This is a genomic window from Nonomuraea cypriaca, from assembly GCF_015645445.1.
GTDB classification, from domain to species: Bacteria; Actinomycetota; Actinomycetes; order Streptosporangiales; family Streptosporangiaceae; genus Nonomuraea; species Nonomuraea cypriaca.
Genome location: NZ_JADOGI010000239.1, coordinates 1 through 15,600 on the forward strand (window position 1 = coordinate 1; position 15,600 = coordinate 15,600).

Annotated in this window: 18 protein-coding genes and 1 riboswitch; of the genes, 7 read left to right on the forward strand and 11 right to left on the reverse strand. The window is 70.1% G+C overall.

Features of this window, described 5'->3' with window-relative positions:
• Positions 1-50 precede the first annotated feature (50 nt).
• The 3 genes from ITP53_RS45820 to ITP53_RS45830 form a co-directional block, all read right to left on the reverse strand.
• The gene (locus ITP53_RS45820; RefSeq protein WP_328817934.1) at positions 51-896 is read right to left on the reverse strand and encodes an alpha/beta fold hydrolase; all 846 of its coding nucleotides are present in this window, start codon (positions 894-896) and stop codon (positions 51-53) included.
• A 37-nt stretch (positions 897-933) separates the two neighbouring features.
• Complete coding sequence (locus ITP53_RS45825; protein ID WP_236051934.1) at positions 934-1,548, reverse strand: hypothetical protein; 615 nt, start codon at positions 1,546-1,548, stop codon at positions 934-936.
• Positions 1,549-1,737: 189 nt separating this feature from the next.
• Positions 1,738-1,872, reverse strand: a riboswitch (cyclic di-AMP (ydaO/yuaA leader).
• 165 nt (positions 1,873-2,037) lie between these two features.
• Complete coding sequence (locus ITP53_RS45830) at positions 2,038-2,190, reverse strand: DUF5302 domain-containing protein (protein ID WP_236051935.1); 153 nt, start codon at positions 2,188-2,190, stop codon at positions 2,038-2,040.
• 201 nt (positions 2,191-2,391) lie between these two features.
• Here ITP53_RS45830 and ITP53_RS45835 point away from each other — a divergent pair, with 201 nt between their 5' ends.
• The 3 genes from ITP53_RS45835 to ITP53_RS45845 are packed head-to-tail and all read left to right on the forward strand — an operon-like array spanning position 2,392 to position 4,611.
• Positions 2,392-3,378 carry a rod shape-determining protein gene (locus tag ITP53_RS45835; RefSeq protein ID WP_195901763.1) on the forward strand — a complete coding sequence of 329 codons (987 nt, stop codon included), beginning with the start codon at positions 2,392-2,394 and terminating at the stop codon, positions 3,376-3,378.
• Positions 3,375-3,944 (forward strand): DUF421 domain-containing protein, encoded by a 570-nt coding sequence (locus tag ITP53_RS45840; RefSeq protein WP_195901764.1) that lies wholly within the window; start codon positions 3,375-3,377, stop codon positions 3,942-3,944. Before ITP53_RS45835 ends, ITP53_RS45840 begins: the two co-directional genes overlap by 4 nt.
• Positions 3,945-3,972: 28 nt before the next feature.
• Positions 3,973-4,611, forward strand: coding sequence for a TetR/AcrR family transcriptional regulator (locus ITP53_RS45845; protein WP_195901765.1), 639 nt, complete (start codon positions 3,973-3,975; stop codon positions 4,609-4,611).
• 2 nt (positions 4,612-4,613) lie between these two features.
• Here the strand turns inward: ITP53_RS45845 and ITP53_RS45850 are convergent, their stop codons facing one another.
• Both ITP53_RS45850 and ITP53_RS45855 read right to left on the reverse strand, forming a co-directional pair.
• Positions 4,614-6,113, reverse strand: a complete 1,500-nt coding sequence (locus ITP53_RS45850; protein WP_195901766.1) for a vanadium-dependent haloperoxidase — start codon at positions 6,111-6,113, stop codon at positions 4,614-4,616.
• Between the two features lie 273 nt (positions 6,114-6,386).
• Positions 6,387-7,307, reverse strand: a complete 921-nt coding sequence (locus ITP53_RS45855; RefSeq protein ID WP_195901767.1) for an NmrA/HSCARG family protein — start codon at positions 7,305-7,307, stop codon at positions 6,387-6,389.
• Positions 7,308-7,441: 134 nt separating this feature from the next.
• On the opposite strand from ITP53_RS45855, the gene ITP53_RS45860 reads away from it, so the two are divergent.
• Together ITP53_RS45860 and ITP53_RS45865 are read left to right on the forward strand one after the other, a co-directional pair.
• Entirely contained in the window at positions 7,442-8,008 is a 567-nt protein-coding gene (locus ITP53_RS45860) for a TetR/AcrR family transcriptional regulator (protein ID WP_195901768.1), read from the forward strand.
• A gap of 135 nt (positions 8,009-8,143) precedes the next feature.
• On the forward strand, positions 8,144-8,611 hold the full coding sequence (locus ITP53_RS45865; protein WP_195901769.1) for a hypothetical protein: 468 nt from the start codon (positions 8,144-8,146) through the stop codon (positions 8,609-8,611).
• A 16-nt stretch (positions 8,612-8,627) separates the two neighbouring features.
• Here ITP53_RS45865 and ITP53_RS45870 read toward each other — a convergent pair whose 3' ends face one another.
• The 4 genes from ITP53_RS45870 to ITP53_RS45885 are packed head-to-tail and all read right to left on the reverse strand — an operon-like array spanning position 8,628 to position 12,224.
• Positions 8,628-9,842 (reverse strand): ABC transporter permease, encoded by a 1,215-nt coding sequence (locus tag ITP53_RS45870; RefSeq protein ID WP_236051936.1) that lies wholly within the window; start codon positions 9,840-9,842, stop codon positions 8,628-8,630.
• Positions 9,839-10,555 carry an ABC transporter ATP-binding protein gene (locus tag ITP53_RS45875; protein WP_195901777.1) on the reverse strand — a complete coding sequence of 239 codons (717 nt, stop codon included), beginning with the start codon at positions 10,553-10,555 and terminating at the stop codon, positions 9,839-9,841. Before ITP53_RS45875 ends, ITP53_RS45870 begins: the two co-directional genes overlap by 4 nt.
• Positions 10,556-10,563: 8 nt before the next feature.
• The gene (locus tag ITP53_RS45880) at positions 10,564-11,697 is read right to left on the reverse strand and encodes a peptidoglycan-binding protein (RefSeq protein ID WP_195901770.1); all 1,134 of its coding nucleotides are present in this window, start codon (positions 11,695-11,697) and stop codon (positions 10,564-10,566) included.
• Positions 11,697-12,224, reverse strand: coding sequence for a hypothetical protein (locus ITP53_RS45885; RefSeq protein WP_195901771.1), 528 nt, complete (start codon positions 12,222-12,224; stop codon positions 11,697-11,699). The genes ITP53_RS45880 and ITP53_RS45885 overlap by 1 nt, the downstream gene beginning before the upstream one ends.
• A gap of 149 nt (positions 12,225-12,373) precedes the next feature.
• On the opposite strand from ITP53_RS45885, the gene ITP53_RS45890 reads away from it, so the two are divergent.
• Together ITP53_RS45890 and ITP53_RS45895 are read left to right on the forward strand one after the other, a co-directional pair.
• Positions 12,374-13,030, forward strand: coding sequence for a response regulator transcription factor (locus ITP53_RS45890; RefSeq protein WP_195901772.1), 657 nt, complete (start codon positions 12,374-12,376; stop codon positions 13,028-13,030).
• Positions 13,027-14,226 (forward strand): sensor histidine kinase, encoded by a 1,200-nt coding sequence (locus ITP53_RS45895; RefSeq protein WP_195901773.1) that lies wholly within the window; start codon positions 13,027-13,029, stop codon positions 14,224-14,226. The genes ITP53_RS45890 and ITP53_RS45895 overlap by 4 nt, the downstream gene beginning before the upstream one ends.
• Positions 14,227-14,242: 16 nt before the next feature.
• On the opposite strand, the gene ITP53_RS45900 is transcribed toward ITP53_RS45895, so the two are convergent.
• Positions 14,243-14,746, reverse strand: a complete 504-nt coding sequence (locus ITP53_RS45900) for a hypothetical protein (RefSeq protein WP_195901774.1) — start codon at positions 14,744-14,746, stop codon at positions 14,243-14,245.
• Positions 14,747-14,826: 80 nt separating this feature from the next.
• A partial coding sequence (locus ITP53_RS45905) for an MFS transporter (protein ID WP_195901775.1) occupies positions 14,827-15,600 on the reverse strand: 774 nt, incomplete at its 5' end.

Sequence of the window (15,600 nt, forward strand, 5' to 3'; positions counted from 1 at the left end):
GCGCTGTTGATGCGGCTCAAGGACGGGCTCGAGAAGCTGGCGTGACCCCCCTACGCGGCGGTGTGCTTGGTGATCTCGGCCACGATGTCGGGCCAGAGCGCGCGCGGCAGATCATGCCCCATGCCCGGATACGTCACCAGCCGGGCGCCGGGGATGGCCGCCGCCGTGGCGCGACCCCCTGCGACGGGGATCAGCCTGTCCGCCTCACCGTGGAGGACGAGCGTGGGCACGTTCAGCTTGGCGAGCAGCGGCGTGCGGTCGCCCGAGGCGGCGATGGCGGCGAACTGCCTGGCCGTGCCCGCCGGGTCGAAGCACCGGTCGTAGGCGAGGCCCGCCAGCATGGTGATCCGTTCCCGGTCCAGGTCGTAACCGGGCGAGCCGATGGTGGACCAGGTCTCCAGCGCCTGGGCCAGCACTCCCTCCCGGTCGGCGGCTGGCCTGCTCATGAGGACCGCGGCCGCCTCCTTCGCCGGCGGGGCGACCTGGGGCCCGGGGGTGGACATGATCGAGGTGAGGGTGAGCACGCGTCCGGGGTGGTGGATGGCCAGCGTCTGGGCGACCATGCCGCCCATGGAGGCGCCGACCACGTGGGCGGCGGGCCAGCCGAGGACGTCCAGGAGTCCGGCCACGTCGTCGGCCAGGTCGTCGAGGACGTACGGCGCGGGCGTCCCCTTCGTGGGAACGCCCGCCTCGTGGAAGTGGGTGGACAGGCCCGCGTCGCGGTTGTCGAACCGTACGACGTGGTGTCCCCGCTCCACGAGGAGCCGGCAGAAGTCCTCGTCCCATTGGACGAGCTGGGCGCCGAGCCCCATGATGAGGAGCAGGGGCCGTCCTTCTGGCGAGCCGAAGCTCTCGTACGCGATGTCGATGCCGTTCACGGCTACGCGGGTGGTCACGCGAACCAGAATGACATTCTGGTGCCGATGCGTAAAGTCAGGGCCTGGCGTACCTGCGGAGGTAGTCGGTGAGCGGCCGGGGAACGGCCTGGCCGCCCCCGGACTCGGCCTCCGGCGGCTTCGCGGGGTTGTCGTCATGCCTCGCGTAGGCGCCGGTGGAGAAGGGGACCGGGTGGTTCTTCTTGCCCGGGCCGTCGCCCCACTTGGTGATGACGTAGTCGAGCTTGATGTGGCCCTTGCCGCCGTTGCCGTTGATGTACAGCGAGTCGGTGTTGAACGTGCCGCCGGTCAGCTCGGCGAACGTCTTGCCGTCGAGGTCCAGCATGATGCCCCGGCTGGAGGGCTCACCTGGACCGCGGTCCCCGACGAAGAACGGCATCTTCTTGCCCTCGTAGACCACGTACCCCTCGGTCATGAGCGGCCAGCTCGGGCTGGCGGCCATGCCCTTCTGCATCGGTTTGCCGCTGGCGGGCAGCCCCGTGTCACCGGCGCGGCCGGAGGCGTCGTCCCAGAAGTACGACGCCGTGGTCGAGCCCTTGAGCAGGGCCTTCTCGTCGGAGTCGGCGTGAGCGGCGGTGCCGGCGACGGCGAGCGTGCCGACGGCGTAGGCGGAGAGCAGGGCGAGGGAGCGCAGGCCGAAACGAGCAGACATGAAAATGAGAAGTCCTTCGCGCGAGGGGACGGTGGACTGCACGCTCACAGAAAAGGCGTATCCGGGCAGAACGCCGAACGGTCACTACGCGTGAGCGCGAAAGAGTGGGGGAGTTGTCAGCCGTTAGTGGTAGATGACGGCCATCACGACGCGGTCTGGGGGTACGACGCGGTGATCCATGGGGTTAGTTCGTCCTCTCCATCGCGCCTACCGGGTTAGCTGACGGGTTCGGGCGGTGGAGAAGCCCTACCGGCGATGGCCGGATGCACCCCAACAAGGTGGGTCCCCGGTTCCCGACTGATCGGGATTCGGCGCCAGCCGGCTGTCCCTCCCTAGCAAGGTCCAACGTCACCGGCTGGTAGTGGCCATGACTGTATACCGGCATTCCGGACACAAGCAAACGAACAGTCATGAATCGGGCGAAGATCTACCTTCTCCGGCAAAGAAAGAGGGGGTACGGCATGCCGTACCCCCCTGCGGATCCCCGTCTCAGCCGCCGCTCTTGCGCCTGAAGGATCTTTTACTCGCGGCTGGACCGTGCGCCCCGTGGATCTTCGATGGGTCGACGCCCTTGCCACCCGCGCCCGACCCCGCGTGCTGGTTGCGCTTGCGCTCCAGCGCCTCACGGAACTTGCGCTTCATCTCGTCGTCCTCGGAAGTTTCCGTGTTTTCCGGCTCCGGTGTTTCCGCCATTGAGGACCTCCGTGGTGTAGGGACACTGACAGCTTCGCATGGCGCCGCTATTGATGCGAAACCGGGCCGCGGCGCCGTAGCGGCCGGGTAAAGCGGAACCGTTCGGTTCGTGGTGTTGCGTTGGAACGACGCAGGAAATAGTCCTCGGCAATGAGCCTCCTGGGTCGTGACCTGGCGGTGGATCTCGGCGCCGCCAGCACGCGAATCTACGTCAAGGGCAGAGGCATCGTTCTCGACGAGCCCTCGGTCGTCATGCGCGACAGCGTGACGGGCAGGATCCTCGGGTACGGCGCCGAAGCCACCTGCGGCACCGGCGGCGAGTGCTGCCGGCCGGTCAGCGGCGGGCTGCCGGTCGACGGCGAGCTCGCCCGGCGCATGATCCGGCACTTCCTGCGCAAGGTGCACCGGCATCCGTTCGCCAGGCCGCGCGTGGTCATGGCGCTGCCCGACGACTCCACCAGGATCGAGCGGGCGGCGCTGCGGGACGTGGCGTTCGAGGCGGAGGTGCGCGGGATCGAGCTGGTCTCGCACGCGGTCGCGGCGGCGCTCGGCGCGGGCGTCCCGGTCAGGGACTGGGCCGGGCACATGGTGATCGACATCGGCTGCGACTCCGCCAGGATCGCGGTGCTCTCGCGCGGGACCGTGGTGGCCGCAACCAGGGTGACCGGCGGCGGCCACGCCATGAACCGGTCGATCGCCCGGCTGGTCGAACGCGAGCACGGGCTGCTGATCGATGAGCGCGAGGCGGAGGCGGCCAAGCGGAACGCGGGCAGCGCGTGGAAGCCGTTGCACCGCCAGGTCGTCGTCCACGGCAGGGACCGGGAGACCGGCAGGGAACGCTCGGTGCCGCTGGCCGTACACGGGATCTACGAGGCGACCAGGCAGCCGGTCGAGGCGATCGTGCGGGCGGCGGTCGACGCCGTGGAGCGCTGCCCCGCCGAGCTGGCCGCCGACCTCGGGGAACGCGGCGCGGTGCTGGTCGGCGGCGGCGCGCTGCTCCGCGGACTCGGCAGGCGGCTGCGCGCCGCACTGTGCATGCCGGTACGGCGGTCGGAGCGCCCCCTGGAATCGGTCGCGCTCGGCCTGGGCCGGTGCGCGGAGGAGCTGGGCCTCCTCTCGAGACTCCGGCGCCGATGAGCGACGACCTCTTCACCACCGGGGTCTCGCTCGCGGACAAGACGGTGCGTACCATCACCGTCTACCTCGCCGTGGCGGCCCTGCTGCGGATCGGCGGCAAGCGGGGCATCGCGCAGCTCAACAACTTCGACCTCGTGGTCATGCTGCTGATGAGCAACGTGGTCCAGAACGCGATCATCGGTCCTGACGACTCCCTCACCGGCGGGCTGGCCGGGGTGGCGATCCTGATGGCCGTCAACGCGGTGGTGGTGCGGCTGGCCGCCGCGGTGCCGGCGATCGGCACGCTCGTGGAGGGCACCCCGACCGTGCTGGCCCGCGACGGGCACTACCTCCGGTCCGCGCTGCGCAGGGAGGGCCTGCGGCAGGCCGACCTGGAGGCGACGATCCAGCACCGGGGCTGCACGAGCGTGGGGGACACGACCCTGGTACGGCTGGAGCCGGGCGGAGCCCTGTTCGTCCGGCTGCGACCCGAGGAGGAGAACGCCGATCGCCAGGACGTGGACGAGTTGCGCACCCGGCTCGACCGCATCGAACGCAAACTCGACACCCTCGCCGACCGTCTCTAGAGGTTAATTCTAGAGTTAGACTATAGCCATGAGCGACGTCAGGCGGGTCAGCAAGCGCACGCAGAAGGCCAGGGAGACCCGGCGGCGGATCCTGGAGGCGGCCGGCGAGCTGTTCGTCCGCGATGGGTACGGCACGACGAACCTGCAGGACGTCGCGGACAAGGCGGGCGTGGCCGTACAGACCATTTACTTCGTCTTCGGCAACAAGCGGTCGTTGCTCAAGGAACTGGTGGACGTGACGGTCGCGGGCGACGACGAGCCGGTGGCGACCATGGACCGCGCGTGGTTCCGTGAGGCGATGGCCACCGCGAGCGCCGCTGACCACCTGCGGGCGCACGTCCACGGGACCCGGGGCGTGCTCGGGCGGGTCGCGCCCATGACCAGGGTCCTCGACACGGCGGTGGCGATGGACCCCGAGGTGGCGGCGCTGTGGCCGCAGGACTCCGACCCCCGCTACACGGTGCAACGGGCCGCGGCGGAGTCGCTGATGACCAAGCCGGGCGCGCGGGCCGGCGTCCCCGTGGAGCAGGCCGCCGACGTCCTCTACTCCCTGCTGAGCCCGGAGCTCTACCTGCAGTTCGTCGAACACCGCGGCTGGTCCCCCGGCCGCTGGGAGGACTGGACCCACCAAACCCTCGCCGCCCAGCTCCTCGAGGACGCCCGCTAGCCTCAGATGGTGATGGACATACCGTCGAAGCGGCTCAGGGTGAAGGAGACGTCCTCGTGGGCGACCGCCTTCTGCTCACGGAGCATGTCGATCGCGATCGCCTCGCCCAGCTTGACGGAGGCGGTGAAATCGGTCCGCCAGTGAACGGCGGCCATGCTGCGGCCGAGCGCGATGTTGGCCGCCAGCTTGTTCAGCTCCCCGCCGATGAGAAGAGCCGGCCCCTTGTACGGCACGAGTTTCGTCCCTGAGCTGTCCGCCACCACAGGGTTGGGCAACGGGAAGGACTCGTCGAACCACGCCTTGAGCACTGTCACACACGCGCCGGCGACCGTCGCGTGACCTGAGCCATATGCCGGGTGGGTCGGACAGCCCTCGGGGAACGCCTGCGGCAACAGGTAAGACCCGTAGCGGTCGAACGACGTCTTCAGAGCTTCTGAGCCGAGCACCTCGGACTGGATCATGGGGAACTCCCTGATCCCGGAGACGTGCGCGTGGACGCGCCCGCCGAACTCCTCGGGACGCAGGCGCCGGTGCACGAACCATTTCGAGTACCACACCGCCTTCGCCGCGCGGGTGGCGACCTCCGCGAGCAGCGACTGAATGTGCGGCGGCCCGAAAGTGGCGAAGCCCGCCTGGTTCCGTGAGTTCTCATACGGATTTCCGACGTCCGCTTCGGCCTTCATGCCGAGGAGGATGAGCAACGCGCCGAGATGTGCCTGGTACAGGAAATCGTAGTGAACGTAGTGGGCGAGATCCCGAGCCGTGTGCAGATACCTGCGCTCGTTCGGGTTCCGATCCTGCGGCGGCTGCTTCACCCCGTTCTGGACGTCCAGCCACGCGTGCCAGTCGGTCAGGTATTCCTGGTTGACGCGTACGGTGTCGTGCAGCTGCGGGAGCGGCAATGTGCCGAAGGGAATGTCGCGAAGCAGGAACTGCGAGATGTACGGGCCGCGCAGAGCACCGGGGACACCGCCACGGAAGAGCACCTCCGGTGTAACCCGGCCGTTCTTCCTCGGCCCCCGATAGTCCATCATGTCGGAAAGCTCATTCACCGCCCGCATGACCATCGGATCGCTGTCGTAGTTGGCGAACGGGACGTCCCGCAGCAATGCCATCCAGTACAACTCCACCATTTCAGCGGAGTTCTGCGCGCTGTCGATCCTCGGCGCCGGCGGCATCGCGAGGGCCTGCGCGTCCGGCCCCTCCAGATCGAAGGAGAGCCCGGCCTGGGGGTTCGTCAGGCGTACGGTGTTCTCGCCGGAGCCGCGTGGAATACGCTCGAAGTCCTCCGCACGCCGGGTGGACAGAGCTCGAAGGAGACCCCGGTAGCCCTCGGGCAGCACCACCCCGTCTTCGCCGTGCGGCAACGCCTTGCCGTAATTGGCGATAAATGGATAATCCGCCTCCTCCCCATTGCCGAGCTGTTCCTGGACCGGCCGGGAAAAGGCTTCTTCCGCGGCGGCGATCCGCCGTTCACGTGCGGCTGCGCGTCTGCCGAACATCTCTTTCTCCTGTTTGATGGGCCCACCTGCCGGGTTTCGCGGCTCGTACCACGGCCACGACAGCCCGGATCGGACCTACCCATTGCGATCAGCGCAATACATGCCGTACAGACTCTTTAATCCACCATTTCCGGGCACGGAAGAATCGGCGGCCCGCCGCCTCGGCGCCGACAGAATTACATAAGAAATGCATGCCGTCCGGCGCCTGCTGCTTGGCGTCCGGCGCCCGCCTGGACGGCAGTCGTATTCCGGCGCGCTCCTCGAGGACGCCCGCTAGCCTCGGGGTCGCATGTGCTCCTGGGCCCATTCCTCGAAGCTGGTGAGCGGGATGCCGAGGTCCCTCGCGTACTGCGGACGGCCCGGTTGGCCGGCCACGTTCAGCCACTCGTGCGAGGCGCCCATCGCCGGCATCCCGGCGGCGATGGCCTCCTCCTCCGTCATGTCGGGCGCGGACAGTCGCGTGCCGAGAGCGCGGGAGAGGACCTCGGCGATCCGCGTCATCGACAGATAGTCGCTCGCCAGCTCCAGTTCGACCCCGTCGAACCGCTCCGGCTCGGCGATGGCCGCGGCGGCCGCCCTGCCGATGTCCTCCACCGCGACGAGGGACAGCCGGGTCTCGGGCCTCAGGATGCTCACCAGGCCACCCTCGATGCCACGCGGGAACAGGAACGCCATGGACGGCAGGAAGTTCTCCATGAAGAAGGCCGGCTTGAGCAGCGTCCAGTGGAGGAAGCCGGCCGCGCGGACCCGCTCCTGAATCGCGCTCTTGGCGCGCAGGCTGGGTCCCACCGCCCAGCGGCCTTCGGCCCAGTGGGGATCTTCGGTGTGCCGGCCGGCGCCGGAGACGGACGTGTGCACGAACTGCGGCACTCCGGCGGCCTTCGCGCCCTCGATGAGGTTGACGCCCTGGGCCACCTCCCCGTCGAAGTCGAAGCCTTCCGCGGTCATGCCGGGCATCTGCACGGAGAAGACGGCGCGGGCGCCCTCGACGGCCCGGATCACGGAATCGCGGTCGTGCAGATCGCCGGCGACCAGTTCGACGCCGAGCGCCTCGACGGCCTTGGCCCGATCGGTGGACGGGTCGCGCACCAGGGCGCGTACGGGAACATTCGCCGCGCGCAGGGCGCGGGCGGTGGCCCCGCCCTGCCTGCCGGTGGCGCCGGTTACCAGGACGGGTGCGGAATCTGTGGACATGGCGCTCCTCGGGTGTTCGCCCATTGAACGGCGTGGCTCGCCGTTCACGCTGAGGCATTAAACGGCGGGGCCCGCCGTTTACTCCGCGGTACGATACGGCGGGGCCCGCCACTTAGCAACCTGGAGATGACGCCATGCCCGACCGCCAGCGCGCGGACGCCCGGCGCAACTACGCACGGATCCTTGCCGTGGCCGAGGAGGAGGTCGCCGCGCACGGCGCCGGCGCCTCCCTGGAACAGATCGCCCGCGTCACGGGGGTCGGCTCGGCGACCGTGCGCCGGCACTTCCCCACCCGCCGCGCACTGTTGGAGGCGGTCTCCCACAAGCGGATCGAGGCTCTGTGCGTCCGCGCCCAAGAGCTGACCGGCAAGGGCGACAGCCGGAGCGCGCTACTGGAATGGCTGAGCGACGTCGTCGCCTACTGCGTCTCCGCCCGGGGACTGGCGGCCGCGCTGGTCTACGAGGGGGCCGAGTCCGACTCGATACACGAGAACACCTGCTCGGCGATGATGGAAGAGGCGGGAAGCCCGCTGCTGCGCCGCGCCGTGCAGGACGGCGCGGTGGCGACAGGCATCACCGTCGCCGACCTGATCACGCTGGCCGTCGGCATCGTCCTCGCGACGGAACACCACCCGGACCCCGCCGCCGGGGCGGACCGTCTGTTCCGGCTGGCCGTGGCGGGACTGAGTCCCCAGAGCTGACGCCTGCCTGTTCCGCGCTCAGGCCCCGGTTGTGCGGCGATGCGATCTTGGAGCGTGCCACAACCATTGCGGAGTGAGCCCTTCCGGATCGCGGTTTCCGCCGTGGGGGTGGAGATTCTCTTGTACGGTGCCAGCGTGCGGGCTCGCCGTTACGCCCTTTCCGCGGTGCTTTCCTGTGTCGCGGCGATGACGGCCTGTACGGCGCCGGCCGAGTTTCCCACGCTGGATGAAGCCACCCGGCGGCTCACGGCCGACGCCGAGAGCCTCCAACTCCAGGTGCCGGTCGCCGAGCGGGTCACCGACGGCGCGTGCGTGGCCGGGGAGGTGCGGGGGTTCGTACGGGCCGAGCTGGACGCCTCCGCCGGACCGCTGGACGGCTCCGCCGGACTGCTGGACGCCTCAGCCGGGCTGCTGGAGCGGCTCCAGGCGATGGGGTACGACAAGATCGTCGATGACCTGGACCTCCGTGACGAGGACCAGGACGTGGTGGTGTTGCGGCATCCGAGGACACGGCTGACGTTCGAGGTGACCGCCGGGGAGGGGCCCGGGGAGGGGCAGCGTGTCGTGGTCGTCGGCAAGACGACCTGCTACGCGGCCGGGTAGCAGGTCGCTCGAAACCTCACGGGGTGGACAGGGCCTCCGTCGGTGACAGGCGCGAGGCGCGGATGGCCGGGTAGAGGCCCGCCATCGCGCCGATGAGCAGCGTCGCCGCGAACCCGCCCGCGGTGGCCCAGATGGGCACCACGGAAGGCCAGCCGCTGTAGTACGCGTACCCCATGGTGACGGCGCTGCCCAGGAGGATCCCGCCGCCCCCGCCCATCGCCGACAGAAGCAGCGACTCGGCGAGGAACTGGGTGCGGATCTGCCCCCGTGTGGCGCCCAGGGACCGGCGCAGGCCGATCTCCGCCCGGCGTTCAAGCACCGAGATGACCATGGTGTTGGCCACGCCGACGCCACCGACGAGCAGCGCCACCGCGCCCACGCCCAGCAGCAGGTTGGCGAACGCCTGGTCGGTCGCCTGCTTGGCGGCCAGCGCGTCGGACGGCCTGGAGACGTCCGCCTCGTTCGGCGCCTCGGGGTTGGCCGTGCCGGCCAGCACCTGGCGTACGGCCTCCAGCCTGGCCTCCTCGGAACGGGTGTACAGCGTCGTCGGGTGCCCGTCGAAGCCCAGCCTGGACTCCGCCACCGGCCAGCCGACCAGCACCCCGCTGTCCAGGTCGGTGGCGAGCGCCACCGGTTCGAGGATCCCGACGACCGTGAACCTGGCGCCGCCGACGATGATCTGCGTGTCAGGTCCCGCGGCGCCCACGCCGAGCCGCTGGGCGGCGGAGGAGCCGAGGACGGCGGCCGGGTAGCGTTCTGTGGCCTGGTTGAGCCAGGTCCCGCCGCGCAGCGTGGCGCCGACCGTTTCCAGCAGGTCGAGGCGGGCGGCGTACGTGGAGATGCCGCCGGTCTGTGCCTCGGGGATCTGCTCCGAGCGGTAGACCTTGGCCTCCGGGATCTTCGCGATCGCCGAGGCCGCCTCGACTGGGCCGATCCGCTCGATCATCGCCTCGGCCTCCACCGGCATCTGCGCCGCCTCGCCCATGAGCGTGGTGCCCGCGGAGACGGTGAGCAGGTTGGTGCCGAGCGCCGAGAGCGTACGGTCGAGCTCGGCGCCCGAGGAGGACGAGAGCCCCACCACGCCGACCATGGCCGCGATGCCGATGGCGATGCCGAGAGCGGACAGGAACGCGCGCAGCGGCCGGGTGCGGAGGCCGACCGCGCCGACCCGCATCACGTCGCCCGGCCGCATCCTGGCCGGTGACAGCCTGGGCCGCTCGATGACGCTCATCCCCGCACCCCGGATTCCATGGGCTCAGGCCAGAGCCCGCGCCGCTCGTTCTCGGCGGAGTCCGAGATGATCCGGCCGTCGCGCATCCGCACCTGCCTGGGCAGGCCGGCGGCGATCTCCCGGTCGTGCGTGATGATCACGATGGTGGTGCCGGCGGCGTTCAGCTCGTGCAGCAACTCCATCACCCCCGTGCCCGACACCGAGTCCAGGGCGCCGGTCGGCTCGTCGGCCAGCACCAGCGGCGGTTCACCGGCCACCGCCCTGGCGATGGCGACGCGCTGCCGCTCGCCGCCGGACAGCTCGTGCGGCTCGTGGTCCATGCGGTGCCCGAGCCCCACCCGCTCCAGCGCGGCCGACGCGCGCCTGCGGCGCTCGGCCCGGCTCAGGCCGGTGTAGACGAGGCCGTCGGCCACGTTGTCCAGCGCCGGAACCTTCGCGGCCAGGTGGAACGACTGGAAGACGAACCCGATCGTGGTCGCCCGCAGCGCGGAAACCTGACCGTCGGACAGCTTCGACACGTCGTACCCGTCGATATGGATGGTGCCGGACGACGGCCGGTCGAGAGTGCCGACGACGTTGAGCATCGTCGACTTGCCCGAGCCCGACGGGCCGACGATGGCGATGAGCTCGCCGTGCTGGATCCGCAGCGACACCGACCGCAGCGCCGCCACCCCGCCGGGGTAGATCCTGGACACGTCCGTGAGCGCGATCATGGGGTACGTCACTTCGGCATCCCCACGGTCATGTCCTCGGTGAGCTCGTCACCGGTGACCTCGACCCGGCCTCCGGCGAACAGTCCCGTCTCGACCGCGACATAGCGGGATCTGCCGCCTTCGACGACCTCCAGGCCGTACCCGCCCTCCTGCAGCGCCACCAGCGCCGCGACCGGAACGGTGAGCACGTCCTTGCGCTGGGATGCGGTGAACGTCACGTCCACCGCCGCCTTGTCCAGCCCCTTGGCCGCCTTGGCATTACCGATCGAGACGAGCGCCTCCAGACGGGTCTCCGGCTCCTCGTTCTGGCTCTCACCCGGCTGGATGACCGTGGCCACCTCCGTGACCTTGCCGTCCACGCTCTTGCCGTCCGGCAGCGTGACCTCGACCTTGGAGCCCTTCTTGGCCATCCGCTGGTCCTCGGCCTCCAGCTGGACCGTGATGAGCTTCGACGTTCCCGTGTAGGTGAGCACCTTCTGGCCGGGGGCGGCCGGCTGGCCCTCCTCGGTCTCGAGGCTCTCCACGCGCACCTCGCCCGGGGCGAAGACGACCCGGCCCAGCTCGACGACGCCGGTCTCGTCCAGGCCGCGGTCGTCCTGCCATTCCATGACGGCCTCGGCCGTGTCCCAGGTGTACTCGTCGTCGACGGTGAAGCCGTCGTAGCCCAGCTTGCTGAGGTTGCGTTCCAGATTCTCGACGTCCGTGCCCTCGTCGCCGTTCTTGAGGTCGCGGTAGGCGGGGGTGGAGCCGTACATGAGCATGACGGGCTGGTTGTCCACGCGGTAGAGGGGCTTGCCGCGGGAGATCTGGGCGCCGCTGCCGGGCAGCCACGTGATCGTGCCGGGTTTCCTGCTCACCGCCGTGGTCACCGGGCCGAAGCCGAGCTCGCCGTCGGCGTCCGTGGTGTCGTTCAGCGTCTGCCTGGTCACCGTCGCGGTGGCCGGGGGCAGCGCGGCGGCCGACTGGGTCGGGCCGGCGTTGGCGTCCAGCAGCCCGGCGCTGTTCACGGCCACGAGGCCGCCGCCCGCGGCGGCCACCACGATCAGCAGCCCGGCGACCAGCTTGCCCCGGCCGCGACGGCGGCGGGGGCGGGAGGGCGCCGCGTCCGGCTCCGCCTTCCCGTCAAGGGTGGCCGCTCCCATCAAGAACCACCCATACCGGCCTCAGCGGACTCCTTCTGGCACTTCTCCTGCGCCGATTTGAAGTCCGGGTCCTGGCCGACCTCGCCGGTGATGCGGACCATGCCGCCGTCCGGGTCGGGGTAGCTCTCGACGCCGTTGTCCCGCATGCACTGCGCGAGCTTGCGCATCCTCTCGGCCTGCTTGGGGTCTCCCCCGCCGCCCTTCTGCCCGCTCGGGGCGTACTCCTTGCAGGCCTCCTGGGCCTTCTCGACCGTCTCGCGCGGCACGCTGCCGTCGAACTTCATCGTGACCCTGCCCCCTTCGGGGTCGTCCATGTCGACGCCGTTCTCGCGCATGCACTGGGCGAACTTGAGCCCACGCTCCTGCGGGTCTTCGCTCGGCTTGGCGCTGGCCGCCGCCTGGTTGCCTGCGCCGCCGTTCACGGAGGCCACATCGGCGTCCCCGGCGGCGTCGGCGCCGCAGCCTGTCAGCAGCAGGGTGAACGCGATCGGCGCCGCTGCCAGCGCACTGAGGACTCGTCCTCGCATGAAACCTCTCCCATCGAACGAACGTCGTTTCGAGGGAGATGCAATAGGGACCCCCGTTTCCTCAGCGTTTCCGTCCTCACACTTACCTTGACCAAATACGAACTAGGCCAGACTCGGCTCTGAAAGCGAACGAGAGGCCTGGGAACGCCATGCGGGTGCTGGTGGTTGAGGACGAGCGCATGCTCGCCGACGCGATTGCCGAGTGGCTGCGTGAGGAGACCCACGCGGTCGATCTGGCGCACGACGGCGAGGCCGCGCTGGAGCGGATCGCGGTCAACGACTACGACGTGGTCGTGCTGGATCGCGACCTGCCGCGCGTCCACGGCGACGAGGTGTGCAGGGAGCTGGTCTCGTCGGAGCGCGACGCGCGGGTCCTGATGCTGACCGCCGCCGCGCAGCTCGACGACCGGGTGACCGGCCTGTCCCTGGGGGCCGACGACTACCTGTCGAAGCCGTTCGCGTTCCCCGAACTGGCCGCCCGCGTGCTGGCGCTGGGCCGGCGCTCGCGGCCTGCCGTGCCGCCCGTGCTGCGCCGGGCCGGGATCACGCTCGACCCGGCGCGCAGAGAGGTGTTCAGGAACGGGCGGTTCGTGCCGCTGTCGAAGAAGGAGTTCGCGGTGCTGGCCGAGCTGATGCGGGCCGGCGGGACCGTCGTGTCGGCCGAGCAGCTCCTGGAGAAGGCGTGGGACGAGCACGCGGACCCGTTCACCGGGGCCGTCCGGCTCACCATACTCAAGCTGCGCCGCAAACTCGCCGACCCGCCGGTCGTGGAGACCGTGCCGGGGGTGGGGTACCGCCTCCCATGAGAGCCTCACTCCCGCAACCGACCCTGCGGCTACGGCTCACGCTCGTCTACGGGGCGATCTTCCTCCTCGCCGGGCTGACCCTGCTCGGCGTCACCTATCTCCTGTTCAACCAGCAGATCAACAACATCGTCGAGAGCCGGCTCAATCCCGGTCCCGGCCGGAACCTGCAGCTGTTCGTCATGAAGGACGGCGTCAGACTCAGCGGGGACGACGCCATCGAGTGGGTGCGGCAGCAGGAGCAGGACCTGTATAGCGCCGCCAACACGTCGCTGATCACGCAGGGCGCGATCGCGCTGATCGTGGTGGGCGGCGGCGCGGTGGCGCTCGGCTGGGTGGTGGCCGGCCGGGTGCTGGCGCCGCTGCACCGGGTGACGGAGACCGCGTACAAGATCGCCGCCGCACCCATGGCGGAGCGCGGGCTGCACGAGCGGATCGCGCTGACCGGGCCCAGGGACGAGGTCAAGCAGCTCGCCGACACGTTCGACACCATGGTGGAGCGGCTGGACCACTCCTTCGACGGGCAGCGCAGGTTCGTGGCGAACGCCTCGCACGAGCTGCGTACGCCGCTGACCCTCAACCGGGCGCTGGTCGAGCTGGCCATGCACCGGCGTACGGCCTCGGCCGACGTCAAGGAGCTGGGCGAGAGCCTGCTGGAGATCAACGCCCGTCACGAACGCCTCATCTCCGGTCTGCTGCTGCTCGCGCGCTCCGAGCAGGAGATCGCCGACCGCTCGCCGGTGGACCTGGCCGACGTGGTGACGCACGTGGTCGAACAGAGCGCCGCCGACGCCCGCGACGCGAAGATCACCATGTACGAGGTCACCGCGCAGGCGCCCACCACCGGCGACGCGCTGCTGCTCGAACGGCTCGTGCACAACCTCGTCGAGAACGGGCTCCGATACAACGTGGACGACGGGACCGGGTGGGTGCGGGTCGTGAGCCGTACCGTGGGCGAAGGGAAGGTCGAGGTGGAGGTCAGCAACACGGGTCCCGCCGTGCCGCCGTACGACATTCCGTTGCTGTTCAAGCCGTTCCACCGGCACGGGGCCGAGCGGGTCGTCACGGCGCGGAGCGCGGGGCTGGGGTTGTCCATCGTACGGTCGGTGGCGGTCGCGCACGGCGGTGACGTCCGGGCGCGCCCCCGTGAGGGCGGCGGCCTGGTCGTCATCGCCTCCCTCCCCCGCGCCCGGAGCTAGCCCTGCCTCCCCGCCCTCAGTTGACGCAGTCCTGGGTGTCGAGTCCGAGGGACAGCTCCTCGATCTCGCCCTGCTTCGAGGCGAAGAAGGCGTAGTAGGCCGTGGGGTTGCCGGGCACGGAGACGTAGGGGAAGCCGCTCGCCGCCGTCTTCAGGCCTGGGTACGCCTTCTTGATCTGTTTCATCGTGGAGCCGATGCCGATGCCTTCCGGGGTCCTGACGCCCTTCGGGGCGAAGATCACGGCCACGCCGCGCCTCTTGCTGATGTACAGGCCCACGCTGTTCTTTCCTGTGGGGTACGCCTTCAGGTCCCAGCCGGAGCACGTGCCCTCCCCAACGGGCATCTTGAGCACGACCCTTCCTGTCGCCTTGGTCTTTTTCGCGCTCATGCCGAGCTTGACCTTGCCATAGCCGTACGGGCCCAGCGCGGCCTTGGGCGCCTGGGTGGTGTGGGCGAGTGCGGGTGTGCTGGTGGCGAGCAGTGACCCGCACGCCAGAACCGCGATGAGCGCCTTCTTCATGACGATCTCCCCTTCGTCGCGAACGCTGCCCCTGTTATGAGTGCCGATCAGGTCGATAAGTTGCGCCTTGTCCCCTTGCCTTAGGCGGCGACGGATGGTTTGGGCGCGCCAGCGGCAGGTGGGCCTTCCCTGGGCTTCGGCGTGTCCTCGGTCCTGATCCGCCACACTGCGGGGACCAGCAGCGTGGTGGCCGTGAGCAGGACGGCCACCACGGCACAGGACAGCAGGACGGCGGGGGTGCCGAAGGCCGCCGCCGCTGGTCCGGCCAGGCCCATGCCGAGAGGTGCGGCCACGAGCGCGCCGAGCATGGTGACGGAGCTCGCCCGCGCGATGAGCTCTTCTGGGAGGTGCCGTTGCAGGGTCGTGGTCTGGAGCACGTTGTGCACCACCACTTGCAGCCCGGCCACGACGCCCGCGAGCGTCAGCGACCAGAGGCCGGCGGGCATCGCCAGCAGCGCCGGGAGCGGCGCCGACAGCAGGAGGGACAGCACGGCCGCGACCATGGGCCTGGCGGGCCTCCAGCGCGCGCTGAGCACACCGCCGGCGAGCCCGCCGACGGCGTACGCGATGCCGATGGCCGACCAGGCCGGAGCCCCGCCGAGGTGCTGGTCCGCGACGTAAGGCCCCAGCACCAGGATCGGCGAGACCACGATCGCGTTCGTGACTGCGACGTGGACCGTCCAGACCCACAGCCAGGAACGCCGCCCCACCTCCTTGACCCCGCGCCCGATGCTCGCCAGCAGCCCGCCGCCCCGAGGTGACCGCTCGGCGGCGAGGGCGTGCGGCAGCCGGTGCAGGAAGGCGGCGCTCACCAGGAACGTCAGCGCGTCGGCCAGCACCGCCCACCCCGGCCC

What these genes read in the sequence shown, in the direction of transcription:
- ITP53_RS45830 (WP_236051935.1), bottom strand. Translation starts at nt 2,190, where the DNA reads ATGAAGCGCAAGTTCCGTGAGGCGCTGGAGCGCAAGCGCAACCAGCAC.
- ITP53_RS45890 (WP_195901772.1), top strand. Translation starts at nt 12,374, where the DNA reads ATGCGGGTGCTGGTGGTTGAGGACGAGCGCATGCTCGCCGACGCGATT.
- ITP53_RS45840 (WP_195901764.1), top strand. Translation starts at nt 3,375, where the DNA reads ATGAGCGACGACCTCTTCACCACCGGGGTCTCGCTCGCGGACAAGACG.
- ITP53_RS45885 (WP_195901771.1), bottom strand. Translation starts at nt 12,224, where the DNA reads ATGCGAGGACGAGTCCTCAGTGCGCTGGCAGCGGCGCCGATCGCGTTC.
- ITP53_RS45855 (WP_195901767.1), bottom strand. Translation starts at nt 7,307, where the DNA reads ATGTCCACAGATTCCGCACCCGTCCTGGTAACCGGCGCCACCGGCAGG.
- ITP53_RS45835 (WP_195901763.1), top strand. Translation starts at nt 2,392, where the DNA reads ATGAGCCTCCTGGGTCGTGACCTGGCGGTGGATCTCGGCGCCGCCAGC.
- ITP53_RS45895 (WP_195901773.1), top strand. Translation starts at nt 13,027, where the DNA reads ATGAGAGCCTCACTCCCGCAACCGACCCTGCGGCTACGGCTCACGCTC.
- ITP53_RS45875 (WP_195901777.1), bottom strand. Translation starts at nt 10,555, where the DNA reads ATGATCGCGCTCACGGACGTGTCCAGGATCTACCCCGGCGGGGTGGCG.
- ITP53_RS45900 (WP_195901774.1), bottom strand. Translation starts at nt 14,746, where the DNA reads ATGAAGAAGGCGCTCATCGCGGTTCTGGCGTGCGGGTCACTGCTCGCC.
- ITP53_RS45825 (WP_236051934.1), bottom strand. Translation starts at nt 1,548, where the DNA reads ATGTCTGCTCGTTTCGGCCTGCGCTCCCTCGCCCTGCTCTCCGCCTAC.
- ITP53_RS45850 (WP_195901766.1), bottom strand. Translation starts at nt 6,113, where the DNA reads ATGTTCGGCAGACGCGCAGCCGCACGTGAACGGCGGATCGCCGCCGCG.
- ITP53_RS45880 (WP_195901770.1), bottom strand. Translation starts at nt 11,697, where the DNA reads ATGGGAGCGGCCACCCTTGACGGGAAGGCGGAGCCGGACGCGGCGCCC.
- ITP53_RS45860 (WP_195901768.1), top strand. Translation starts at nt 7,442, where the DNA reads ATGCCCGACCGCCAGCGCGCGGACGCCCGGCGCAACTACGCACGGATC.
- ITP53_RS45870 (WP_236051936.1), bottom strand. Translation starts at nt 9,842, where the DNA reads ATGAGCGTCATCGAGCGGCCCAGGCTGTCACCGGCCAGGATGCGGCCG.
- ITP53_RS45845 (WP_195901765.1), top strand. Translation starts at nt 3,973, where the DNA reads ATGAGCGACGTCAGGCGGGTCAGCAAGCGCACGCAGAAGGCCAGGGAG.